This is a genomic window from Actinomycetes bacterium, from assembly GCA_035489715.1.
Taxonomy (GTDB): Bacteria; Actinomycetota; Actinomycetes; order JACCUZ01; family JACCUZ01; genus DATHAP01.
On record DATHAP010000033.1, the window covers coordinates 1 to 24,129 of the forward strand.

Consider the following 24,129-nt stretch of genomic DNA (forward strand, 5'->3'; position numbering starts at 1 on the left):
CGAGCCCGTACATGTACCTGCTGCGGTTCGACGGGTTCGACGTCGTGGGGTCCAGCCCGGAGGCCCTGGTGAAGGTCGCCGACGGCCGGGCGATGATGCACCCGATCGCCGGGACCCGCTGGCGGGGCGAGACCCCGGAGGAGGACGCCGAGCTGGCCGCCGAGCTGCTCGCGGACCCCAAGGAGCGGGCCGAGCACCTGATGCTGGTCGACCTCGGCCGCAACGACCTGGGCCGGGTGTGCGCGCCCGGGTCGGTCGAGGTCGTCGACTTCATGTCGGTGGAGCGCTACAGCCACGTCATGCACATCGTGAGCACCGTCGTGGGCGAGGTGGTGGCCGGCCGGACGGCGTACGACGTCCTGGCCTCCTGCTTCCCGGCGGGCACCCTCTCCGGCGCCCCCAAGCCGCGGGCCATGGAGATCATCGAGGAGCTGGAGAAGACCCGGCGCGGGGTCTACGGCGGCTGCGTCGGCTACCTGGACTTCGCCGGTGACGCGGACACCGCGATCGCAATCCGGACGGCGTACCTCCGCGACGGCACCGCCTACGTGCAGGCCGGGGCGGGGATCGTCGCCGACTCCGACCCGGCGGCCGAGGACGCCGAGTGCCTCCACAAGGCGATGGCGGTCCTGCGCGCCGTCGCCACGGCCGACACCCTGCGCGCGCCGTCGTGAGACGCGAGCCGCGCGTCGCCGTCGGTGTCGCCGGGACCGCCGTCGTCGGCGGCCTGCTGCTGCTCGTCGCCGAGCCGGCTCTCGGCCTGGTGGCGCTGGCCGGTGTCGGTGCGGCGCTGCTGCTCACCCCACGACCCCGCCGGCTGGTCTCAGGAGTCCTGCTCGTGGTGGGAGGGGCGACCACTGTGGCCGTCCTCGCCGGCGCCGGGGACCGGTCGCTGCTGCCCGGCGCGGCCCTGGTCGCCGTCGCCGCAGGGGTCGCCGTGGCACGCTCCGGCCGGTGGCCGCAGCCCCGGCGAGGCGAGCGTGGTGCGTGGGAGCCCACCGACCGCGACACGTGGGCCGCGCTGGACCGTGGCGAGGACCCGACGGCCTGAGTGCTGGCAGAATCACCGGGCATCGGCCACCAGCACCCTGCCCGACCCGATCCCGGCCGAGCACGAGGAGGAGCGTCATGTCCGCGAGCCACGGCAACACGCCTGCCGCCTGGACCGCCGTCGCGGTCATGTTCCTCGGCTTCCTGCTGAGCGGTCTCGCGCTGCCGCTGGAGCTGCCGTGGCTGTTCTTCGTCGGGCTGGGGGTCGTCGTGCTCGGCGCGGTGGTCGGCAAGGTGATGCAGATGATGGGGCTCGGGAACACGGTGACCTACAAGGACAGCCGCGACCCGGAGTACGACCACAGCTCGACGCAGGACTCGTAGGGCACGGCAGCACAGGTACGCCAGCACGGTTCCCGACCACCCACCCTCGAGGGGGATCACCCAGTGAGCGACTCCGGCAGCACCGGAAGCAACGACCCGTACGACCCCAACCGCCCGCCGCCTCCCCCTCCCTCGTCGCCGCCTCCGCCTCCATCGGGGGACCACCCGACCCAGCCGCAGTGGGGCACCAACCCGCCCGAGGGCCAGCAGGGCGGTCAGCCCGCGCAGCCCGGGCAGCCCTACGGCTCGCCGCAGTACGGGGCGCCCCAGTACGGCCAGCCCTACGGCCAGCCGGCCGGCAGCCCGCCGCCCAACTACCTGGTCTGGGCGATCCTCTCCACGATCTTCTGCTGCCTCCCGCTCGGCATCGCCTCGATCGTGTTCGCCGCGCAGGTCAACGGCAAGTACGCCGCCGGTGACGTGGCCGGCGCCCAGGAGTCCTCGCGCAAGGCCAAGCAGTTCGCGATCTGGTCGGCCGTGGTCGGCGTGGTCGTCGGCGCGCTGTACGCCGTCGCCGTCGTGGCCGCCGGCGTCGGCTCCGACTAGCCGACCGGCCAATGACGACGTACGCCACGGCGGGGCCGGCCAGGGGAGTCCTCAGCTCCCTGGCCGGACCGCTCGGGGTGGCGGCGCTCGCTGCCTCGGCCGTCGGCGTGGTCGCCGTCGTCGACCCCAACGAGGCCGGGCACTACCCGACCTGCCCGTTCCTGGCGCTCACCGGCCAGGCCTGCCCCGGGTGCGGCTCGCTGCGCGCGGTGCACGCGCTCGCCCACGGTGACCTCGGGACGGCGCTGGGCCTCAACCTGCTGACCGTGCTGGCTGTCGTCCCCCTCGTCGTCATCTGGGCCCGCTGGCTCGTGCGCACCCGCAACGGCACGTCGCGTCGCACCGTCGCGCCGGCCCCGGTGCTGTGGGGGCTGCTCTTCGTGGTCGTCGCCTTCGGCGTGCTGCGCAACCTGCCGGCGTTCGGCTGGCTGGCCCCCTGAGCCGTCCGGGCCGACGAACCACCCACCGAGCACGATTCGGCCGTCACGACGGCCCCCGTTACGCTGGCCGGACGCCGCAACGGGTCGCGGCGCCGCGGCTACCGGGAGGGGACCCACCGAGTGAGCGTGCTCGACGACATCCTGGTCGGCGTGCGTGCCGACCTGGCCCAGCGTGAGGCGCGGGTGAGCCTCGACGAGCTCAAGGCCCAGGCCGCCAGCCGGCCCGAGTGCCACAACCCGGTCCCGGTCCTCAAGGGCGAGGGCGTCGCCGTCATCGCCGAGGTGAAGCGGTCCAGCCCTTCCAAGGGCGCGCTCGCCGCCATCGCCGACCCGGCCGCGCTGGCCGCCGACTACGAGGCCGGCGGCGCCGCGATGATCAGCGTGCTGACCGAGCGGCAGCGCTTCGGCGGCAGTCTCGACGACCTGGTCGCCGTGCGTCGCGCGGTCGACGTGCCGGTGCTGCGCAAGGACTTCATCGTCTCCAGCTACCAGCTGTGGGAGGCGCGGGTCCACGGCGCCGACCTGGCGCTGCTGATCGTCGCCGCGCTCGACCAGAGCGCACTGGTCTCGCTCGTCGAGCGCGCGGTGTCGCTGGGCCTGACGCCGCTGGTCGAGTGCCACACCGACGAGGAGGTGCGCCGCGCCGTCGACGCCGGGGCCACCGTCGTCGGCATCAACGCCCGCGACCTGCGGACCCTCGAGGTCGACCGCGGCGTCTTCGGCCGGCTCGCCCCGCTGGTACCCGAGAGCGCAGTCTGCATCGCCGAGTCCGGCGTCCGCGGGCCGCACGACGTCATCGAGTACGCCCGGGCCGGCGCCGACGCCGTGCTGGTCGGCGAGTCGCTGGTCACCGACCGGGACCCGCGCGACGCCGTCCGCGACCTGGTCGCCGCCGGGGCCCACCCGGCGCTGCGCCACCACAACCGGTGACGGCGGGCGACCACGTGACCGACTTCGGACCCGACCCCCGCGGGCACTTCGGGCCCTACGGCGGGCGCTTCGTCCCGGAGGCCCTGGTCGCTGCCCTGGACGAGCTCACCGCCGCCTACGAGAAGGCCCGCACCGACGAGGCGTTCCGGGCCGAGCTGCGCGACCTGCAGCAGAACTACACCGGACGGCCCAGCCCGCTCACCGACGCGCACCGCTTCTCCGAGCACGCCGGAGGAGCCCGGGTGCTGCTCAAGCGCGAGGACCTCAACCACACCGGCTCGCACAAGATCAACAATGTGCTGGGCCAGGCGCTGCTCGCCCGCGACATGGGCAAGCGGCGGGTCATCGCCGAGACCGGGGCCGGCCAGCACGGCGTCGCGACCGCCACGGCCGCGGCCCTGCTCGGTCTCGAGTGCGTCGTCTACATGGGCGAGGAGGACACCCGGCGTCAGGCGCTCAACGTCGCCCGGATGCGTCTGCTCGGCGCCGAGGTGGTGCCCGTCGACGCGGGGAGCCGCACCCTCAAGGACGCCATCAACGAGGCGATGCGCGACTGGGTCACCAACGTCGAGCGCACCCACTACGTGCTGGGCACCGTCACCGGGCCGCACCCGTTCCCGGCCATGGTGCGCGACTTCCAGCGCGTCATCGGTGACGAGGCGCGCGCGCAGGTGCTCGAGCGCACCGGCCGGCTGCCCGACGCCGTCGTGGCGTGCGTCGGCGGCGGGTCCAACGCGATGGGCATCTTCACCGCGTTCCTCGACGACGCGGAGGTCGCCCTGCACGGCTTCGAGGCCGGCGGCGAGGGTGTCGCGTCGGGGCGGCACGCGGCCCGGATGGCCGGCGGCTCGCCCGGCGTGCTGCACGGCACCAGGACGTACGTCCTGCAGGACTCGATGGGGCAGACCGTCCCGTCGCACTCGGTCTCGGCCGGGCTGGACTACCCGGGGGTCGGGCCGCAGCACGCCTGGCTGCACGACACCGGCCGGGCGACGTACGCGCCGGTCACCGACGGCGAGGCGATGGACGCCTTCGCCCTGCTCTGCCGCACCGAGGGCATCATCCCGGCGATCGAGAGCGCGCACGCACTGGCCGGGGCGCTGACCGTGGGCCGCGGCCTCGGGCCGGACGGGATCGTTCTGGTCAACCTGTCCGGCCGCGGCGACAAGGACGTCGACACCGCGGCCGCGTGGTTCGGCGTCGTCAGCGGCGAGCACGTCGTCGAGTCGGCGGCCGCAGCGGTCGAGGACCCGACCTCCGCCGGCGACGGCTGGTGAGCGAGCGGCGATGACCCGTCTGGACGACGTCCTGGCCGCGACGAGGGCCGAGGGCCGGGCTGCGCTGGTCGGCTACCTGCCGGCCGGCTACCCGAGCGTGGCCGGTGCCGCCGACGCGATGGCGGCCATGGTGCGCGGCGGCGCCGACGCCGTCGAGATCGGGCTGCCCTACTCGGACCCGCTGATGGACGGGCCGACCATCCAGGAGGCCGTCGAGGCCGCGCTGCGGCAGGGGACCACCACCGACGACGTGCTCGACACCGTGCGCTCGGTGGCCGGCACCGGCGCCGCGGCGCTGGTGATGACCTACTGGAACCCGATCGAGCGCTACGGCGCCCGCCGCTTCGCCGACGCGATGGTGGCCGGCGGCGGCGCGGCCGTCATCACCCCCGACCTGATCCCGGACGAGGCCGGCGAGGAGCCCTCGGACTGGCTCGGCGCCACCGACGCGACCGGCCTCGGCCGGGTGTTCCTCGTCGCGCCCTCCTCGACCGACGCGCGGCTGGCCAGCACCGCGCAGCACTGCCGGGGGTTCGTCTACGCGGCGGCCCTGATGGGGGTCACCGGCGCACGGGCGTCGGTCGGCGAGGCCGCCGCGGGGCTGGTGGCCCGGGTCCGGGCGGTGACCGACACGCCGGTGTGCGTCGGGCTCGGCGTCTCGACCGGCGACCAGGCGGCCGAGATCGGGGGCTACGCCGACGGCGTCATCGTCGGGTCGGCGTTCGTCCGCGCGCTGCTCGACGCGGCCACCCCGGACGACGGGCTGCGCGCCGTCGAGGCACTGGCCGGCGACCTCGCGGACGGCGTGCGCCGAGGACGGTCGTGAGCAAGGTCCGCACGGCCGCGCTGGTCGCGGTGCTGGGCACAGTGCTGCCGGCCTCGCTCGCCGGCTGCGCGAGCGGCCAGCCGGAGGGACAGGCCGACGTGCGGGTCAACGGCGCCACCGGCTGGGCCGGCACCGCGGTGACGACGGGCTACCCGCTGCCGGACGAGACCTTCACCGACACCTCCGGCGACGACGTCGTGCCGGCCGAGGACGCCGCGGACGGCGTGACCCTGGTCTTCTTCGGCTACTCGCGCTGCCCGGACATCTGCAACGTCGTGCTGGCCAACATCGCGTCCGCCCTGCGCGGCTCGCCGGAGTCGGTCCGCGACTCGGCCCGGATGCTGTTCGTCACCACCGACCCGGCCCGCGACACCCCGCCGGTCGTGCGCGACTACCTGGACCGCTTCGACCCGTCCTTCGACGGGCTGGTCGCACCGGTGCGCACGGTCGAGCAGGCGGCGAAGCAGCTGCACGTGAGCTACGAGCGGCCCGACGGCTCCACCGGCGGCTATCAGGTCGACCACGGCACCTACACGACCGGCTTCGTCGACGGAGAGGCGACCGTCGTGTGGTCGGACACCACGCCGGTGGCCGACCTGCGCGCCGACCTGCGCCGGCTCGCGCGACTAGCCTGACCCCGTCATGGACCTCGCCTCGTTCCCCAGCCCCTCCGACGGGGTCTGGAACCTCGGACCGGTCCCGGTGCGGGCCTACGCCCTGTTCATCATCGCCGGGATCTTCCTCGCGATCTGGCTGGGGGAGCGGCGCTGGGTGGCCCGAGGCGGGCACCCGGGCGACGTCACCGAGGTCGCCACCTGGATGGTGCCCTTCGGCATCGTCGGCGGGCGGATCTACCACGTCGTCACCTCACCCCAGGCGTACTTCGGCGACGGCGGCGAGCCGGTCAAGGCGCTCTACATCTGGGAGGGCGGCCTCGGCATCTGGGGCGCCATCGCCTTCGGCGGCGTGGGCGCCTGGATCGGCTGCCGCCGCCGGGGCATCCCGCTGCCGGCGTTCGGCGACGCGCTGGCCCCGGGAATCGTGCTCGCCCAGGCGCTCGGCCGGATGGGCAACTACTTCAACCAGGAGCTCTACGGCCGGGTGACCGACCTGCCGTGGGCGGTCGAGATCGACCGGGAGCACCGGCCGGACGCCACGCTGGAGCTGGCGACGTACCACCCGACCTTCATCTACGAGCTGTTCTGGGACGTCGGCGTGGCGGTCCTGGTGATCTGGGCGGACCGCAGGTTCCGCCTCGGTCACGGCCGGGCCTTCGCGCTCTACGTCGCCGCCTACACCGTGGGCCGCGGCTGGATCGAGGGCCTGCGGGTCGACCCGGCCAACGACGTGCTCGGGCTGCGGCTCAACGAGTGGACCAGCCTGGTCGTCTTCCTCGGCGCGGTGACCTACATCGTCCTCTCCGCGCGGTTGCGCCCCGGCCGCGAGACCCCCGAGGAGCTCGAGGCCGCCCGCACCGACCGGACACCCCGAGACCAGGATGACCCCGGTGACCCGGGTGACCGCCGTGACCCCGGTGACCCCAGCCCGGACCAGCCCGACACGGAGGTGCCGGCGTGACCAGCCAGGACGCCGACAGGGCGGCCCAGGAGATCCGGCGGATCGGGCACGAGCACTCCGACGTGACCGGCGGCTGGCTGCGGCCGGCCGTCTTCGGCGCCTCGGACGGCCTGGTGTCGAACTTCGCGCTGATCGCCGGCGTCACCGGTGGCACCAGCGACAACAACGCGGTGCTGCTCGCCGGGCTGGCCGGCCTGGCCGCCGGCGCCTTCTCGATGGCGGCGGGGGAGTACATCTCGGTGCGCTCGCAGGCCGAGCAGGCGCTGGCCGAGATCGAGCTGGAGCGCCGCGAGATCGCTCGCAACCCGCGCGGCGAGGAGTTCGAGCTGGCCCAGATGTACGTCGCCAAGGGGCTTCAGCCCGAGCTCGCCCGCGAGGTGGCCAAACAGCTGTCCCGCGACGCCGACCGGGTGCTCGACGTGCACGTCCGCGAGGAGCTCGGCCTGGACCCTGGGGACCTGCCGTCGGCGTCCCTGGCCGCCGGCTCGTCCTTCCTGTCCTTCGCGGTCGGCGCCCTGCTGCCGGTGCTGCCCTACCTGTTCGGCGCCAGCTCGCTCTGGCCGGCCCTGGTGCTGACCCTGCTGGGGCTCTTCCTGTGCGGCGCGTTCGTCACCAAGCTCACCCCCCGGCCCTGGTGGTACGGCGGGCTGCGGCAGGTGCTCGTCGGCGTGGTTGCGGGCGCCGTGACCTACGCATTCGGCGCCCTCGTGGGCAGCGGCATCGGCTAGCTGTCCGCGTTACGGACAGGTTTCCGGACGGAGCGGGCACCCGGCGATAGAGTGATCGGCGAACCGCAGGGCCAGTGCTGTCCCTCGGTCGATGTCAGCGTTGTTGACGATCGACGAGGAAGGACAGCCGGCGTGCCGCACCCCTTCACCGCCCAGCCTGCCGCCCAGGGCCTCTACGAACCCGGGGCCGAGCACGACGCCTGCGGCGTCGCCTTCGTGGCCACCCTCTCGGGCATCGCCACCCACGACATCGTCGACCAGGCGCTGACCGCGCTGCGCAACCTCGACCACCGCGGCGCCTCCGGTGCCGAGCCGGACTCGGGCGACGGCGCCGGCATCCTCACCCAGCTGCCCGACGCGTTCCTGCGCGCGGTCGTCCCCTTCGATCTGCCCGACCGCGGCGCCTACGCCGTCGGTACGGCGTTCCTGCCGGACGACGACGCGGCCGAGGCCGAGGCCCGGGCCGCCGTCGAGGCACTGGCCGGCCAGGAGGGTCTGCGCGTCGTCGGCTGGCGCGACGTACCGACCGCGCCGGAGCTGCTCGGCGGGACCGCCCGCGGGGTGATGCCCCGGTTCCGCCAGGTGGTCGTCACGGCGGCGGCCGGCCGGGTGTTCGGGATGGCCCTGGAGCGGATGGCCTTCTGCCTGCGCAAGCGGGTCGAGCGGGAGGCGTCGGTCTACTTCCCGTCGCTGTCCAGCCGGACGATCGTCTACAAGGGCATGCTGACGACCGCCCAGCTCGAGCCGTTCTTCACCGACCTGTCCGACCGTCGCTACGTCACCGAGCTGGCGCTGGTGCACTCGCGCTTCTCCACCAACACGTTCCCGAGCTGGCCGCTCGCCCACCCGTATCGCCTCATCGCGCACAACGGCGAGATCAACACGGTCAAGGGCAACCGCAACTGGATGGCGGCCCGCGAGAGCCAGCTCGCCAGCGACGTGATCCCCGGCGACCTGTCCCGGCTGCTGCCGGTGTGCACCGACTCGGCCAGCGACTCGGCGTCGTTCGACGAGGTGCTCGAGCTGCTGCACCTCGGCGGGCGCAGCCTGCCGCACGCGGTGCTGATGATGATCCCGGAGGCGTGGGAGAACCACACCGAGATGGATCCGGCTCGCCGGGCCTTCTACGAGTTCCACGCGGCGCTGATGGAGCCCTGGGACGGCCCGGCATGCATCACGTTCACCGACGGCAGCCTGATCGGCGCGGTGCTCGATCGCAACGGTCTGCGCCCCAGCCGCTACTGGGTGACCGAGGACGGCCTGGTGGTCCTGGCCAGCGAGGTCGGCGTGCTCGACCTCGACCCGGAGACCGTCGTGCGCAAGGGCCGGTTGCAGCCCGGCCGGATGTTCCTCGTCGACACCGACCGGGGCCGCATCGTCGACGACGCCGAGATCAAGGCCGAGCTCTCGGCCGAGGCGCCGTACGACGAGTGGCTGCACGCCGGGCAGATCCGGCTGGCCGACCTGCCTCAGCGCGAGCACGTCGTGCACACCCACGCCAGCGTCACCCGGCGGCAGCAGACCTTCGGCTACACCGAGGAGGAGCTGCGCATCCTGCTGACCCCGATGGCCCGCAACGGCGCCGAGCCGATCGGCTCGATGGGCACCGACACCCCGATCGCGGTGCTGTCCCAGCGGCCCCGGCTGCTGTTCGACTACTTCAGCCAGCTGTTCGCCCAGGTGACCAACCCGCCGCTGGACGCCATCCGCGAGGAGCTGGTGACCAGCCTCGGCACGGCCATCGGCCCGGACCAGAACCTGCTCACCGCGACCCCGGCGCACTGCCGGCAGGTCGCCCTCGACTTCCCGGTCATAGACAACGACGAGCTCGCGAAGATCACCCACATCAACCGGGACGGCGACCTGCCCGGCTTCGCGACCGCCCGGATCCGGGGGCTCTACCCGGTGGGCGGGGGCGGCCCGGCCCTGCAGTCGGTGTTCCAGGACATCTTCGCCGAGGTGTCCGAGGCGGTCGCCAAGGGTGCCCGCTTCATCATCCTCAGCGACCGCGACTCCGACGCCGAGTGGGCGCCCATCCCGTCACTGCTCCTGACCAGCGCGGTGCACCACCACCTGATCCGGGAGCGCACCCGCACCCAGGTGGGGCTGGTCGTGGAGGCGGGTGACGTGCGCGAGGTGCACCACGTGGCCCTGCTCGTCGGCTACGGCGCCTCGGCGGTCAACCCCTACCTCGCGATGGAGTCGGTCGAGGACCTCGCCCGGCGCGGGCTGGTCGGCGACGTCGAGCCCGCCCAGGCCGTGCGCAACCTGATCAGGGCGCTCGGCAAAGGCGTGCTCAAGGTGATGTCCAAGATGGGCATCTCTACGGTGGCGTCCTACCACGGCGCGCAGGTCTTCGAGACCGTCGGGCTGGACCAGGCGCTGGTCGACAGGTACTTCACTGGCACCTCCTCGGTGCTCGGCGGGGTGGGGCTCGACGTTCTCTCCAAGGAGGTCGCGCGCCGGCACGCCGTGGCCTACCCGCGCACCGGTTCGCCAGCCGTCCACCGCACCCTCGACGTCGGCGGCGAGTACCAGTGGCGCCGTGAGGGCGAGCTGCACCTGTTCAACCCGCAGAGCGTCTTCCGGCTCCAGCACGCGACACGGGCCCGCCGCTACGACGTCTTCAAGCAGTACACGACGGCCGTCGACGAGCAGGCCGAGCGGCTGATGACGCTGCGCGGCCTGTTCCGGTTCAAGGACGCGTCGACCACCGGACGGGCCCCGGTGCCGATCGAGGAGGTCGAGCCGGTCGAGTCGATCGTCAGACGTTTCTCGACCGGCGCGATGTCCTACGGCTCCATCTCGCAGGAGGCGCACGAGACCCTCGCGATCGCGATGAACCGCCTCGGCGGCAAGTCCAACACCGGCGAGGGCGGCGAGGACCCGGACCGGTTCGTGCCCGACGACAACGGCGACCTGCGGCGGTCGGCGGTCAAGCAGGTCGCGAGCGGGCGCTTCGGCGTCACCAGCGAGTACCTGGTCAACGCCGACGACCTGCAGATCAAGATGGCGCAGGGGGCGAAGCCGGGTGAGGGCGGCCAGCTCCCCGGCCACAAGGTCTACCCCTGGATCGCGCGCACCCGGCACTCGACACCCGGCGTCGGTCTCATCTCGCCGCCGCCGCACCACGACATCTACTCGATCGAGGACCTCGCCCAGCTGATCCACGACCTCAAGAACGCCAACGACCGAGCCCGGGTGCACGTCAAGCTGGTCGCGGAGGTCGGGGTCGGCACCGTCGCCGCGGGCGTCAGCAAGGCGCACGCCGACGTGGTGCTCATCTCCGGCCACGACGGCGGCACCGGCGCCTCCCCGCTGACGTCGCTCAAGCACGCCGGCGCACCGTGGGAGCTCGGCCTCGCCGAGACCCAGCAGACCCTGCTGCTCAACGGGCTGCGGGACCGGATCGTCGTGCAGACCGACGGGCAGCTCAAGACCGGCCGCGACGTCGTCGTCGCCGCGCTGCTCGGTGCGGAGGAGTACGGCTTCGCCACGGCACCGCTCGTCGTGAGCGGCTGCATCATGATGCGGGTCTGCCACCTCGACACCCGCCCGGTCGGCATCGCCACCCAGAACCCCGAGCTGCGCAAGAAGTTCAGCGGCCGGCCGGAGTTCGTCGAGACCTTCTTCGTCTACATCGCCGAGGAGGTCCGCGAGATCCTCGCGGCGCTCGGCTTCCGCAGCCTCGACGAGGCGGTCGGCCGCGCCGAGGTGCTCGACACGGCCAGCGCCGTCGAGCACTGGAAGGCGCACGGTCTCGACCTCTCGCCGATCCTGCACGTGCCCGACCTGCCCGAGGGCACCCCCCGGCGGCGGGTCACCGTGCAGGACCACGGGCTGCTCAAGGCGCTCGACAACGAGCTGATCGCGCGGGCGTCCGACGCGCTCGAGCTCGGGCGCCCGGTCCGGCTCGAGGTCCCGGTCCGCAACGTCAACCGGACCGTCGGCACGATGCTCGGCGCCGAGGTCACCCGGCGGTACGGCGGCAGGGGACTCCCCGCCGACACCATCGACATCACCCTGACCGGCTCGGCCGGTCAGTCCTTCGGTGCGTTCCTGCCCCGTGGCGTCACCCTGCGCCTGCACGGCGACGCCAACGACTACCTCGGCAAGGGGCTCTCCGGCGGCCGCCTCGTCGTGCGTCCGGCGCCGCGCGCCTCGCTGGTGGCCGAGCGCAATGTCATCGCCGGCAACGTGCTGCTCTACGGGGCGACCGACGGGGAGGTCTACGTCCGCGGCCTGGTCGGCGAGCGGTTCGCCGTCCGCAACTCGGGTGCCACCGCGGTCGTCGAAGGCGTCGGCGACCACGGGTGCGAGTACATGACCGGCGGCACGGTGGTGGTCCTCGGCCCGGTGGGCCGCAACCTGGCGGCCGGCATGTCCGGCGGGACGGCGTACGTCCTCGACCTGCGCCCGGCGCGGCTCAACGGCGAGATGGTCGACCTCGAGCCGCTGGACCCCGAGGACGTCGACCTGGTACGCACCCTCGTCCAGCGCCACACCGACGCGACCGGCTCGTCGGTCGGCCGCGCCCTGCTCGACGACTGGGCGCAGGCGGCCGGGCGCTTCAGCAAGGTGATGCCCCGCGACTACAAGAACGTCCTCGCCGTGCGGTCGGCCGCCCTCGAGGCCGGCTTCGGCGAGGACAGCCCCGAGACCCTCGACGCGATCATGGAGGCCTCCCGTGGCTGACCCGAAGGGCTTCCTCACCACGCCCCGCCGCGAGCTGCCGGCCCGCCGGCCCGTCGACGTGCGGATCCTCGACTGGCGCGAGGTGTACGAGCAGCAGGAGTCCGGCCAGCTCGAGAGGCAGGCCGGTCGGTGCATGGACTGCGGGATCCCGTTCTGCCACGACGGCTGCCCGCTGGGCAACCTGATCCCGGAGTGGAACGACCTGGTCTGGCGCGACGAGTGGCAGCCCGCGATCGAGCGGCTGCACGCGACCAACAACTTCCCGGAGTTCACCGGGCGGCTCTGCCCGGCGCCCTGCGAGGGGTCCTGCGTCCTCGGCATCAACAGCGAGGCGGTCACCATCAAGCAGGTGGAGGTGTCCATCGTCGACCGGGCGTGGGACGAGGGCTGGATCACGCCGCAGCCGCCCGAACGGCTGTCCGGCAGGACGGTCGCCGTGGTCGGCTCCGGCCCGGCCGGCCTGGCCGCCGCGCAGCAGCTCACCCGCGCCGGCCACACCGTCGCCGTCCTCGAGCGGGCCGACGCGGTCGGCGGGCTGCTGCGCTACGGCATCCCCGAGTTCAAGATGGAGAAGCGCCACCTGGACCGGCGGCTCGAGCAGATGGCCGCCGAGGGCACCCGCTTCGAGACCGGGGTCGAGGTCGGCGTCGAGGGCTTCGACGCGGGCGCGCTCCGGGACAGGTACGACGCCGTCGTGCTCGCCATCGGTGCGACCGCCCCGCGCGACCTGCCGGTGCCGGGCCGCGACCTCGGCGGCGTGCTGCAGGCCATGGACTACCTCCCGAACGCCAACCGCGCCGCCCTCGACCCGACCAGAGACCCGCGCACCTCGGTGCCGGTCTCCGCGGCCGGCAAGCACGTGATCATCATCGGCGGCGGCGACACCGGGGCGGACTGCCTCGGTACGGCACACCGGCAGGGCGCCGAGTCGGTGACCCAGCTGGAGATCCTGCCCCGGCCGGCCGACGCCCGGCCCGACAGCAACCCGTGGCCGACCTGGCCGCTCGTCTACCGGACGTCCAGCGCTCACGAGGAGGGCGGGGACCGCGTCTACGCGGTCAGCACCACGCGGCTGCTCGGTGACGAGCACGGCGACGTACGGTCCCTGGAGCTCGTCGAGGTGACCTTCGTGGACGGCCGGTTCGAGCCGGTGGCCGGCAGCGAGCGGGAGATCCCGGCCGACCTCGTGCTGCTCGCGATGGGCTTCGTCGGCCCGCAGCGAGCCGGGCTGGTCGAGCAGCTCGGCGTCGACCTGGACCCCCGGGGCAACGTCGCCCGCGACCAGACCTTCATGACCTCGGTGCCCGGGGTGTTCGTGGCCGGTGACGCCGGGCGCGGCCAGTCGCTCATCGTCTGGGCCATCGCCGAGGGCCGGGCGGCCGCCGCCGGGGTCGACGCCTGGTTGCTGGCTGGTGCCTCCACCCTGCCCCGCCCGATCGAGCCGACCTCCCGGCCGCTCGCCGTCTAGCCAGGCCGCCGGGCTGCAGCCGGGCCGGGCTCCGCGAGGGGCGGTGGCGTCCTCGCCCATCCGGCTTGGCAAGCTCGGCCTCCCGCCAGGCCCGTCCACGCTCCGCCGCCCCACCCCACCGCTCCGCCCTCCGCTCGTCCGTCCGCCCTCCGTTCGTGGCCGTCCGCCGGGCCGGCCTGGGGCTAGTCGGGCAGGGGGCGGGTCCAGCTCCACTCCCAGACGGGGCCGACCTCGGGGTCCTCCTGGTCAGTGGTGTGTGCGAAGCCCAGCGACACGAGCACTCCCGTCGACGGGTTCGGACCCGGCAGCGTGTGGGCGACGACGTGGTCGACCTCGCCGCTGACGACGGCACGCTCGAGCAGGGCCCTGGCAGCGGCGGTCCCGATCCCGTGGCCACGGAACTCGGGGGCCACCTCGTAGCCGATCTCGACGGCGCGGTCGGCCGGTGGGGCGGCGAAGCCACCGGAGCCGAGCAGGCGCCCGGTCGCGGGGTCCACGAAGAACTGCATCGACCACGCCTGGTCTGCCTCGGGCGCGTCCTGGAGGTGCTCCAGGGTGAAGCCGACCGCCTCCGGGAACTCGGGCCAGCCGTCCGGGACGGGCGAGCCGATCAGCTCGGAGAACTGGGCGCGGTCCTCGTTCAGGGCTTTCAGCATCTGCACCGTCGCCGGGACGAGCCGGACCTGCGGATGAGACGACATGCGGAACCTCCGATCGTGATGCGAAGGCTGCCCGACCTGGCGTTGCAGGACAAACACCCCGAGCAGGAGCCTCCGTCGAGGAGTCCGGAGTGGGGCGGGTTGTCAGTTTTTCGCCGGTATATGGCAGAGTGACCCGAGTCACACCTGTCGTACCCGGCAGGACGCAGGCATCCCACAGGAGGCTCTTCCGTGCGACTCCGCAGACCCCTCGCCGCCGCGGCAGCCATCGCTGCCGCGCTCGGCGGCAGCACGCTCGTCGGCACCACCACGGCCGATGCAGGAACCAAGGCATCCGGCGCGAAGGCCGAATACACGGTCGTCTACACCGCGAAGGCGTCCCGTGCCCAAGCCGTCAAGGCCGTCGAGGCCAATGGCGGTCGGGTCACCGGCCACAACGACGCCGCCCGCACCCTGACCGTCAAGGCGCCGGCCAAGGGCTTCGTGCTCGACGTCGCCGGCACCCGTGCCGTCGTCGGCGCGGCACGGCAGCGAGCGATCGGCAAGGCACCCGAGATCGGCGTCCGGGACCGCGTCGAGAGGGAGCACCAGCTCGCGCGCGGACACACCGCGTCGAAGGAGGCTGCCGCCGACGCCGGAACCGTCGCCGGAGTCACGACCGGCGATCCGCTGGACACCAAGCTGTGGGGGATGCGGATGATCCGCGCTGACCAGGCACACGCCGCCGGCGCGCTCGGCGACCAGGTGCGGGTCGGCATCCTCGACACCGGTGTCGACGGCGACCACCCCGACCTGGCGGCCAACTTCGACGAGGCCCTGTCCCGCAACTTCGTCACCGACATGAAGGACATCGACGGCGAGACCTGCGAGTTCGCCAGCTGCGTCGACCCGGTCGACCATGACGACGACGGGCACGGCACCCACACCGCCGGAACCGTCGCTGCCGCGCTCGACGGCTTCGGGCTGTCCGGCGTCGCACCCAGCGCCACCCTGGTCAACATCCGCGGCGGTCAGGACAGCGGCTACTTCTTCCTGCAGCCGGTCGTCAACGCCCTGACCTACGCCGGGAACGCCGGCCTCGACGTGGTGAACATGTCGTTCTACGTCGACCCGTGGTTGTACAACTGCACGGCCAACCCGCGGGACTCGGCCGAGGCACAGGTCGAGCAGAACACGATCATCGCCGCGATGACCAACGCGTTGAACTACGCCCACAGCAAGGGCGTCACGCTGACCGGCTCGCTGGGCAACGGTCACGACGACATCGGCTCCCCTCGTCCCGACACGACGAGCCCGGACTACCCGGGTGGCGGCGAGTACACCCGGCCGATCGACAACGCCACCTGCTTCGACCTGCCGGTGGAGGGCCCGCACGTCATCGGCGTCTCCGCCGTCGGCCCGTCCGGGCTCAAGGCGGACTACTCCAACTACGGGATCGACGGTGACCGCGGCGTCGACGTCGCCGCCCCCGGCGGTTGGTTCCGCGACGGCTACGGCACCGCGTCGTTCCGCACCAACGAGAACCTGATCCTGTCCACGGCGCCGGTGAACGCGCTGCAGGCCACCGGCGAAGTCGACGACAAGGGCGAGATCACCGAGCTCGGAACCGAGAACGGCGTGATCAAGCTGTGCCCGACGGGTGTGACCGCCTACCAGGACTGCGGCTACTACCAGTACCTGCAGGGCACGTCGATGGCGTCGCCGCACGCAGCGGGTGTCGCCGCGCTGATCGTGGGCGAGTACGGCTCGGGCTCGGGGGCCGCCTTCGGGCTGGCGCCGGACACGACCAAGTCGATCCTGCTCGACACCGCAGCCGAGCACGCGTGCCCGTCGCCGCGGATGCAGACCTACCAGCGGGAGGGTCGCTCGGGTGTCTTCAACGCGCTGTGCACCGGAAGCGTCGAGTACAACGACTTCTACGGTCACGGCATCGTCGACGCCTATGCCGCGGTGACCGCTGGCAGCTAGGCACCGGACCGCGGCGGCGCCGCGGGCGTGAGGACGGACGGCCGGTCCGGCGGGGAGACCTGCCGGACCGGCCGTCCGTGCGTGCGGGCAGCGCGTTTTCCCCACCGCCGACCGGGGAGGCGCTGGAGTGACCGCACAGCACCGAGCAGACCAAGGAGTGATCTCACTCATGGCCAGCACGCTCAAGGGCAAGACCGTCGCCTTCCTCGTCGCCCCGGAGGGCATCGAGCAGGTCGAGCTGACCGAACCGTGGAAGGCGGTCCAGGGGGCCGGCGGCACGCCGCGTCTCGTGTCCACCGAGCCGGGCACCGTCCAGGCGTTCAACCACCTCGACAAGGCCGACACGTTCGATGTCGACGCGACCGCGGACGCGACCAGCGCAGCAGACTTCGACGCGCTCGTGCTCCCCGGCGGGGTGGCGAACCCCGACCAGCTGCGGACGCAGAAGCCCGCGGTCGCCTTCGCCAGGTCCTTCGTGGACGCGGGCAAGCCGGTCGCTGCCATCTGCCACGCGCCGTGGACCCTGATCGAGGCCGACGTGGTGCGCGGGCGCCGCATGACGTCGTGGCCCAGCCTGCAGACCGACCTGCGCAACGCCGGCGCGGACTGGGTCGACGAGGAGGTCGTGGTCTGCGAGGCCGGGGCCAGCGTCTTCGTCACGAGCCGGAAGCCGGACGACCTCAAGGCGTTCTGCGGCGAGCTCGTGGACCGGTTCGCCGACACCTGACCGACCGCACGGGCCGCCGTCCGGCTGGCGGACCCGCGGCTTGTCGCACCCGCCGCAGCCCTAGGCTCGGGGGGTGCGCCGCGCCAAGATCGTCTGCACGCTGGGACCTGCGACCTCCAGCGAGGAACGGGTCCGAGCCCTCGTCGACGCCGGGATGGACGTGGCTCGGCTCAACCTCAGCCACGGCGACCACGCCGACCACGAGGCCGTCTACCTCCGGGTGCGCAGGGCGTCCGACGCGAGCAAGCGTGGCGTCGCCGTCCTCGTCGACCTGCAGGGCCCGAAGATCCGGCTGGGCTCCTTCGGCTCCGGCCCGGTCGACCTCGCCGACGGCGACGAGTTCACCATCACGACCGACGACGTCCCGGGGGACTCCCGCGAGGTCTCGACGACGTACTCCGGTCTGCCCGGCGACGTCACCGTCGGGGACCGCCTGCTCATCGACGACGGCAAGGTGGCGCTCGAGTGCACCCGGGTCGACGGGCCGCGCGTCGTCACCCGGGTCGTCGAGGGCGGCCGGGTCTCCGACCACAAGGGCATCAACCTGCCCGGCGTCGCCGTGTCGGTGCCGGCGCTGTCGGAGAAGGACATCGAGGACCTGCGCTGGGCGCTGCGCCTGCGGGCCGACCTGATCGCCCTGTCGTTCGTCCGGACGGCCGCCGACGTCGAGGACGTGCGGCGGATCATGGACGAGCAGGGCGTCCGGCTGCCGGTGCTCGCCAAGATCGAGAAGCCGCAGGCGGTCGACCACCTGGCCGAGATCGTCGACGCCTTCGACGGCATCATGGTCGCCCGCGGCGACCTCGGCGTGGAGCTGCCGCTCGAGGACGTGCCGCTCGTGCAGAAGCGGGCCATCGCGCTCGCCCGTCGCGCGGCCAAGCCGGTCATCGTCGCGACCCAGATGCTCGAGTCGATGATCGAGTCGTCGCGCCCCACCCGGGCCGAGGCGTCCGACGTCGCCAACGCGGTGCTGGACGGGACCGACGCGCTGATGCTCTCCGGAGAGACCAGTGTGGGCAAGCACCCGATCGTCGCCGTCCAGACGATGTCCCGGATCGTGGAGAAGCTCGAGGCCGACGCGCTGAGCTGGCTGCCTCCGCTGGAGGGCCGGCCGCGCACCAAGGGCGGCGCCATCACCCGTGCGGCCGCCGAGGTTGGCGAGCTGCTCGGGGCGCGGTTCATCGTGGCGTTCACCCAGAGCGGCGACTCGGCGCGACGGATGGCCCGGCTGCGCTCGCCGATCCCGCTGCTGGCCTTCACCCCCGTGCAGGCCGTGCGCAGCCAGCTCGCGCTCGTCTGGGGCGTCGAGACCTTCCTCACCCCCAAGGTGACCCACACCGACGCGATGGTCCGCCAGGTCGACCAGGCCCTGCTCGGCGAGGGCCGGGTGCGCGAAGGCGACCTCGTCGTCATCGTGGCCGGCAGCCCTCCCGGCACGAGCGGCTCGACCAACGCCATGCGGGTGCACCGCATCGGCGACCTGTCGCCGCAGCCCGCGACCTGACGTCGCAGCCCGCGACCTGACGCGTCAGAAGGCGACGGCGGCCGCGCCCCAGACCGCGATCATCAGCGCGCCGGTCACCAGCTCGACGAGCACGCCGAGGCCGATGCCGAGCAGCACCGCCCGGGTGGACCGCCAGGCGGCGGCGTCGGACCGCAGCCGGGCCCGCTCCGCCAGGTAGATCCCGGCCACGCCCCCGACGACCAGGCCGACGACCGGGACGACGAAGAAGCCCGCCACGGCCCCCACCGCGCCGACGACCAGGGTTTGCCGCGGGGCCCCGGCACCGGTCGCCGAGCGGGCAGGGAGGACGTACTTGGTGACCGTGCCGACGACGAGGAGGACGGTGAGGACGCCGGCCACCGCCCAGTGCCCCGGGTCACCGCCGACCCAGGCCCACGCGACGCCGGCGCCCCAGACCAGCAGCAGGCCCGGCAACACCGGCACCAGGACTCCCACCAGCCCGACAAGCATCACCAGCAGGACGACGAGCTCGGCGCCTGACGACATGGCGCGCAGCCTAGGTGCCGGTGCCGCGGAGTTGTCCGGCGCGTTTCCGCCGGCCCGGCGGGTGTGGAAGGGTGAGGCGATGTCCACGTTGCTGGAGCAGTACGACCACGCGGTCGCCGAGTTCGGCAGCCGGGTCGAGCTGGTCAAGGACGACCAGTGGACGGCGCCCACGCCGTGCCGGGAGTGGGACGTCCGGGCGCTCGTCGCCCACCTCGTCGACGAGTGCCGGTGGGTGCCCTACCTGCTCGGCGGCGGCACGGTCGCCGACGCGGGGGACCGGTTCAGCGGCGACCCGCTGGGCGACGACCCGAAGGCGGCCTGGCGCGCGGCGTCGGTCGCGGCGCGCGAGGCCTTCGCGGCCGACCGTGCGCTGGACCGGGTGGTCTCGCTCTCGGCCGGCGAGTCCGGCGCGCGCGACTACATCTGGGACATGACCGTCGACGCGACCGTGCACGCGTGGGACCTGGCGCGGGGGATCGGCGCCGACGAGCGTCTCGACCAGGAGCTGGTCCGCCGGATCCACCACGAGGTCGAGAAGGACGCCGACACGCTCTCGGAGAGCGGGCAGTTCGACCCGCCGGTGCACGTGCCGACGCACGCCGACCTGCAGGCGCGGATGCTCGGCATCTTCGGCCGCCGCGCCTAGCACCGCAGCGCGTACGTCGTCGCGCTCAGCCGCGGAACGGCTCGAGCCATCCCGGGCCGGTCACGGCGGCGCCGGTGGACGCGACGCGGCGGCGCAGCTCGCGGTCGGCGGTCACGACGAGGACGGGTGCGCCGGGTGGGACGCCGGCCGGGCCACCGGGTGGGTCACCGGCCGGGCCGCCGGGCGCGGCGGCAGCCGCCGCCGCGTCGGCGACCGCGTCGTCGCCGGACCCCGCGGCCGCGACGACGACCATCCCGGGGTGGTCGGAGGCCTCTTCGGCGGCCGCGCGAGCGGCTCCCTCGACCACCACGACGACGCGCGGCCACCAGTGGCTGAGCCCGGCGCGCGGCAGGTCGTCGGGCAGCCGCGCGTCGGGGAGGCCGTCTGCGGCGAGCGGCGTGAGGTCGGCCACCAGGCGGCGGGCGGCGCCGGCCCGGTCGCGCCACCAGCCGTCGGGCCGGGAGCCGACGACGTTGGCGGCGTCCACGACGACCGTGAGCGGCCGCAGCGCATCCCGCAGCGCCGGCCAGGAGGTCGAGAAGCCGGGATGCAGCGGGAGCCGGTCGACGTCGGCGGGGGAGAACCAGCCGACGTCGATGCTCTCGCCGCCGGTCGGCCGAGCCGGGGCGTCGACGGGTGCGGTGCCGAGCACCGTCGTGTAGGCCCAGCCGCCGTGGGGGTCGTCGAAGCGGCCGTGCACCGTCACCGATTCGACGTCGACGCCGCCCTCCTCGGCGGCCTCGCGCAGGGCCGCCTGCACCGCCGTCTCGGAGCTCTCGCGCGCCCCGCCCAGCAGCCCCCAGGTGCCGCCGTGGTGGCTCCACTCGGCGCGGTGCTGAAGCAGCACCTCGACCGAGTCACCGGCCGGCCGCTGCAGCAGCAGCCCGGACGCACCGAACAGCCCCCAGTGCCGGTGCCCCTGCTCGCACCTGGTCCAGCCGTCGCCGTCGCCGCGGTGGTCCGGGCGACCGGGCCCCCGGGTGCGCCCCGCGGTCACGGCGTCACCACCGGGCGGGCGTCGACAGGGAAGTGCACCGGGGGCACCTACCCACGGGTCCGCGGGTGGACTCCCGCGGCGGCCTGACGCTCGTCTACCCAGTCGTCGATCCGGGCCCACCAGGCGAACAGCCAGTCGATCCGGGCCTCCTCGCCTGCCGGGACCTCGTCGGCCGGCACGATCCACCAGCGCATCTCGATCACCCGGTCCATGGGCAGCTCGCGCCAGAGGTCGAGCACGGTCGTCATGTGCTCGACACCGGTGTGGGCGACGAAGACGACGTCGGCTTCGTGGGCCGTCTTGAGCGCCTCCAGCACCCCGCCGGGCCTGGGTGCCATCACGTGCCGCAGCTGCGCGGCCTTGTCCGCCTCGTCGATGTGCCCCTTGCGGCGCAGCCGCTCGATCGCCCGCTTGCGGCGGTGCTCGGTGAAGTTGCCACCCTCCGGGAAGATGACGAAGGCGTCGTTGTGGTCGAGGTTCCGGCTCAGCTGACCGACCAGCCGGGTGACCTGCTCGGCCGCCTCGCCCGGATTGGGCCGGATGAAGCGGTTGGGCAGCCGGTTGAGCACCACGTCGATCGCCGGGTCCCACTGCAGGGTGTCCTTGAGGACGATCCGCGGCTCGCGCTCGTACCAGTTCACCAGGGCGTGCACGACGAGGAACGAGTCGCCCGGCCCCGCGTGCCGGCTCAGGATCAGCAGCGGTCGCCCGTCGTACGACCGGGGCGGCGGGCCCTCGACCGCGACCCGCACGTGCAGCACCCGCCGGCACTCCCAGAACAGGACCCGCAGGAACCACATGACGAGCACGTAGTGCGCCCGCTGGAACCGCGGGGTCCGGATCTTCCAGCCGAACCCGCTGCCGACCCACAGCCCGAGCAGCACGACCAGCGACACCGTCTCGAGGCAGAGGTAGAGCAGCACCATCCAGATCAGCCGCAGCGGCCGCCACCGGCCGGGCAGGAACGTCGACAGCGCCGCGCCCACCAGCAGCAGCACGGGCAGGGTCGTGACAGCGACGAGGGTGAGCAGCACGACGGCCGGCGCCAGCACCAGCCGCCGCAGCAGGACCGGGGGCAGCACGCTCAGCCGGCTCGGGGCTCGAGCGACCGGGCCAGGTAGTCGCGGGTGGCGGCGTGGGCCTGCGCGATGCGCAGCGGCACCGAGGAGAAGTCGCGGTAGCGCAGTGCCGACAGGTCGGCCGGCCGCGGTGGCTGGTCGGCGCCGGTGGGCAGCACGTGCACCTCGACGCCGTCGGGCACCTCGTTCATCTCGCGCGCGAAGCGGTGCCGGCGGGCGATCTCGAAGGCGACCGACGCCACCTGCCACGGCTTGGTGGGCGCGGCCAGCGGTCGGTCGACCCGGCCGACCTGGAGCACGAACACCCGCCGCGCGCCCAACGACACCGCACGGCCGACCGGGATCGAGTTGACCAGCCCGCCGTCGAGGAAGTGCTCGTCGCCGATCAGCACCGGCGGAAGCACCCCGGGGACCGCGCTCGACGCCAGCACCGCGTCGACGACCGGCCCGGTCGTGAACCAGTGCTCGGCGGCCCGCTCGATCGACGCGGCGACGCACTGGAACGGCACCGTGAGGTCCTCGATCCGGCGGTCGCCGAGCTGGGCGGTCAGCAGCTCGCGCAGCGGCTCGTTGGGGTGCACGTGGGTCCGCGTCCGGGCCAGGTGGCGGGCCCGCCGGATCGCGCCGCCCCGGTAGACGTCGCTGTCGGCGAGCCGCTCCCACACCTCGGCGAGGGTCTCGACGGCGCCGATGGTCGGGTCGGCCGCGACGGCCGCGCCGTTGACCGCGCCGACCGACGTCCCGAGGACCAGGTCGGGCCGCACGTCCGCCTCGAGCAGCGCGTGCAGCATGCCGACCTCGTTGGACCCGAGCAGGCCTCCACCGCCGAGCACGAACGCGGTGCGGACGGCCACCTCGCGATCCTGTCACGCCTCCCCGGCGGTCATGTCGAGCAGCCGCTCGATGACGCGCGCGTCGGTGCGCAGCCCGTCGTGCCCGAGCTCGTTGGTGACCCACGTGCGCGCGTTGCCGATCCGCTGCGCCGCGTCGAGGGAGAAGGACGACTCGACGTACATGTCGTCGTGGAACACCGCGGCCGCCACCGGCACGTCGTTCGCCGCGAGGCAGTCGTGGTCGTAGAGCACGGGCCACTCGTACGTCGCCAGCAGGTCCGCGGCATCCCGCAGCGGGGCCAGTGCGCCGTCGACCTCGAACATCCACCGGAAGATGGCCTCGCCGGTGGGCAGCAGCGGCCGGGCTTCGGGAGACGCCTCGGCGACGCCGGCGGTCACCTGCTGCGCGGCCCACCCCGACGAGCCGCCGTCGCAGTAGATGCTCTCGTGCAGCAGCGCGTAGAGCGGCCGGGTCGCGAAGGACGTGGCCGAGTCGACCGCGGCCAGGAAGTCGTCCGTCAGCTCCCCGGCCGACCCGTCGCGGTGCGCGTCCACGAACGCGGTCTCGAGCAGGTAGTGCAGCCGCTCCAGCCCGTCGGCGTACCCGAGCGTCATCCCGAGCGACTGCAGCCGCGGCACCGTCAGCGGGTCACCGCTCGGCAGCCGTACGTCGCCGCCGGCGACCCGGTCGGCGACCCGGTCGAGCCGGGCCGGGTCGTCGGGGTAGCGCTCGGCGAACCGGGCCCACCGCTCCGCGACCCGCGCGGCCGTCGCCAGGTAGACCTCTTTCGGCGAGCGCCCGACCGGCGGGACGCCACCGGTCACCATCACCCGGGTCAGCGACGCCGGCGCCGCCGACAGGTACGTCGTGGCGACGAAGCCGCCGTAGCTCTGGCCCAGGAGCGACCACGGCTCGTCGCCGGTCACCTCGCGGCGCAGCACCTCCGCGTCGTGGACGATCGCGTCGGCCCGGAAGCAGGCGAGCCGCCGGGCCTGGTCCGCGGGGGATCGGCCGGCCAGCGTCTGGCGGGTCTGCGGCGTGGACCGGCCGGTGCCGCGGTAGTCCAGCAGCAGCACCCGGTGGTCCTGCAGGGCCCTGCCGAGCCAGCCCGACCGGCCGGTCGGTCGCGGCCCGGGCACCCCCGGCCCGCCGGTCAGGTAGAGCAGCCAGGGCAGGTCGGCGTCCCGTCGGCGCGGGGCGACCAGCTCGCGGGCGTACACCCTGATCTGCTCGCCGCCCGGGTCGTCGTGGTCCAGCGGCACCGCCACCTCGTGCTCCACCACGTGCAGGCCCGGAAGCCGGTTGTCCCCCAAGCGCATCCCCCGACCGTAGGGGGCCGGGCGCCC

The 24,129-nt window shown here is 73.6% G+C and carries 23 protein-coding genes; 17 read left to right on the forward strand and 6 right to left on the reverse strand.

The window, feature by feature from the left end:
• The 13 genes from VK640_02825 to VK640_02885 all read left to right on the forward strand — a co-directional run.
• A partial coding sequence (locus tag VK640_02825) for a chorismate-binding protein (protein ID HTE72117.1) occupies positions 1-674 on the forward strand: 674 nt, incomplete at its 5' end.
• On the forward strand, positions 671-1,051 hold the full coding sequence (locus tag VK640_02830; GenBank protein HTE72118.1) for a hypothetical protein: 381 nt from the start codon (positions 671-673) through the stop codon (positions 1,049-1,051). The genes VK640_02825 and VK640_02830, both read left to right, overlap by 4 nt.
• 77 nt (positions 1,052-1,128) lie before the next feature.
• Positions 1,129-1,374: an HGxxPAAW family protein gene (locus VK640_02835; GenBank protein ID HTE72119.1), complete on the forward strand. Its 246-nt coding sequence runs from the start codon at positions 1,129-1,131 to the stop codon at positions 1,372-1,374.
• A gap of 63 nt (positions 1,375-1,437) precedes the next feature.
• The gene (locus VK640_02840; GenBank protein HTE72120.1) at positions 1,438-1,920 is read left to right on the forward strand and encodes a CD225/dispanin family protein; all 483 of its coding nucleotides are present in this window, start codon (positions 1,438-1,440) and stop codon (positions 1,918-1,920) included.
• A gap of 11 nt (positions 1,921-1,931) precedes the next feature.
• Positions 1,932-2,360, forward strand: a complete 429-nt coding sequence (locus VK640_02845; GenBank protein HTE72121.1) for a DUF2752 domain-containing protein — start codon at positions 1,932-1,934, stop codon at positions 2,358-2,360.
• Positions 2,361-2,480: 120 nt separating this feature from the next.
• The gene (gene trpC, locus VK640_02850; GenBank protein HTE72122.1) at positions 2,481-3,290 is read left to right on the forward strand and encodes an indole-3-glycerol phosphate synthase TrpC; all 810 of its coding nucleotides are present in this window, start codon (positions 2,481-2,483) and stop codon (positions 3,288-3,290) included.
• A gap of 14 nt (positions 3,291-3,304) precedes the next feature.
• Entirely contained in the window at positions 3,305-4,567 is a 1,263-nt protein-coding gene (gene trpB / locus VK640_02855) for a tryptophan synthase subunit beta (GenBank protein ID HTE72123.1), read from the forward strand.
• A gap of 10 nt (positions 4,568-4,577) precedes the next feature.
• Entirely contained in the window at positions 4,578-5,393 is an 816-nt protein-coding gene (trpA, locus tag VK640_02860) for a tryptophan synthase subunit alpha (GenBank protein ID HTE72124.1), read from the forward strand.
• A complete protein-coding gene (locus tag VK640_02865; protein HTE72125.1) occupies positions 5,390-6,028 on the forward strand; it encodes an SCO family protein in 639 nt (212 codons plus the stop codon). Before trpA ends, VK640_02865 begins: the two co-directional genes overlap by 4 nt.
• Before the next feature lie 7 nt (positions 6,029-6,035).
• Positions 6,036-6,971 carry a prolipoprotein diacylglyceryl transferase gene (gene lgt / locus VK640_02870; GenBank protein HTE72126.1) on the forward strand — a complete coding sequence of 312 codons (936 nt, stop codon included), beginning with the start codon at positions 6,036-6,038 and terminating at the stop codon, positions 6,969-6,971.
• The gene (locus tag VK640_02875; protein HTE72127.1) at positions 6,968-7,699 is read left to right on the forward strand and encodes a VIT1/CCC1 transporter family protein; all 732 of its coding nucleotides are present in this window, start codon (positions 6,968-6,970) and stop codon (positions 7,697-7,699) included. The genes lgt and VK640_02875 overlap by 4 nt, the downstream gene beginning before the upstream one ends.
• A gap of 132 nt (positions 7,700-7,831) precedes the next feature.
• Complete coding sequence (gltB, locus tag VK640_02880) at positions 7,832-12,394, forward strand: glutamate synthase large subunit (protein ID HTE72128.1); 4,563 nt, start codon at positions 7,832-7,834, stop codon at positions 12,392-12,394.
• Positions 12,387-13,862, forward strand: coding sequence for a glutamate synthase subunit beta (locus tag VK640_02885; protein HTE72129.1), 1,476 nt, complete (start codon positions 12,387-12,389; stop codon positions 13,860-13,862). The genes gltB and VK640_02885 overlap by 8 nt, the downstream gene beginning before the upstream one ends.
• A gap of 182 nt (positions 13,863-14,044) precedes the next feature.
• Here the strand turns inward: VK640_02885 and VK640_02890 are convergent, their stop codons facing one another.
• A complete protein-coding gene (locus VK640_02890) occupies positions 14,045-14,518 on the reverse strand; it encodes a GNAT family N-acetyltransferase (GenBank protein HTE72130.1) in 474 nt (157 codons plus the stop codon).
• A gap of 234 nt (positions 14,519-14,752) precedes the next feature.
• Here VK640_02890 and VK640_02895 point away from each other — a divergent pair, with 234 nt between their 5' ends.
• From VK640_02895 to pyk, 3 genes are all read left to right on the forward strand, one after another.
• Complete coding sequence (locus tag VK640_02895; GenBank protein HTE72131.1) at positions 14,753-16,489, forward strand: S8 family serine peptidase; 1,737 nt, start codon at positions 14,753-14,755, stop codon at positions 16,487-16,489.
• A 169-nt stretch (positions 16,490-16,658) separates the two neighbouring features.
• Entirely contained in the window at positions 16,659-17,216 is a 558-nt protein-coding gene (locus VK640_02900; GenBank protein ID HTE72132.1) for a type 1 glutamine amidotransferase domain-containing protein, read from the forward strand.
• A 73-nt stretch (positions 17,217-17,289) separates the two neighbouring features.
• The gene (gene pyk, locus VK640_02905) at positions 17,290-18,720 is read left to right on the forward strand and encodes a pyruvate kinase (GenBank protein HTE72133.1); all 1,431 of its coding nucleotides are present in this window, start codon (positions 17,290-17,292) and stop codon (positions 18,718-18,720) included.
• 24 nt (positions 18,721-18,744) lie between these two features.
• On the opposite strand, the gene VK640_02910 is transcribed toward pyk, so the two are convergent.
• A complete protein-coding gene (locus VK640_02910; protein HTE72134.1) occupies positions 18,745-19,227 on the reverse strand; it encodes a DUF456 domain-containing protein in 483 nt (160 codons plus the stop codon).
• A gap of 79 nt (positions 19,228-19,306) precedes the next feature.
• Between VK640_02910 and VK640_02915 the strand changes: the two genes are divergently transcribed.
• Positions 19,307-19,873, forward strand: a complete 567-nt coding sequence (locus tag VK640_02915) for a TIGR03086 family metal-binding protein (GenBank protein ID HTE72135.1) — start codon at positions 19,307-19,309, stop codon at positions 19,871-19,873.
• Positions 19,874-19,898: 25 nt separating this feature from the next.
• Here the strand turns inward: VK640_02915 and VK640_02920 are convergent, their stop codons facing one another.
• Genes VK640_02920 through VK640_02935 form a run of 4 tightly spaced genes read right to left on the reverse strand, consistent with a single transcriptional unit; the run spans position 19,899 to position 24,102 of the window.
• Entirely contained in the window at positions 19,899-20,870 is a 972-nt protein-coding gene (locus VK640_02920; protein HTE72136.1) for an NUDIX domain-containing protein, read from the reverse strand.
• Positions 20,871-20,917: 47 nt separating this feature from the next.
• Positions 20,918-21,952 carry a 1-acyl-sn-glycerol-3-phosphate acyltransferase gene (locus tag VK640_02925; protein HTE72137.1) on the reverse strand — a complete coding sequence of 345 codons (1,035 nt, stop codon included), beginning with the start codon at positions 21,950-21,952 and terminating at the stop codon, positions 20,918-20,920.
• A gap of 2 nt (positions 21,953-21,954) precedes the next feature.
• A complete protein-coding gene (locus VK640_02930; GenBank protein HTE72138.1) occupies positions 21,955-22,803 on the reverse strand; it encodes a patatin-like phospholipase family protein in 849 nt (282 codons plus the stop codon).
• Between the two features lie 12 nt (positions 22,804-22,815).
• On the reverse strand, positions 22,816-24,102 hold the full coding sequence (locus VK640_02935) for an alpha/beta fold hydrolase (protein ID HTE72139.1): 1,287 nt from the start codon (positions 24,100-24,102) through the stop codon (positions 22,816-22,818).
• Positions 24,103-24,129: the final 27 nt, after the last annotated feature.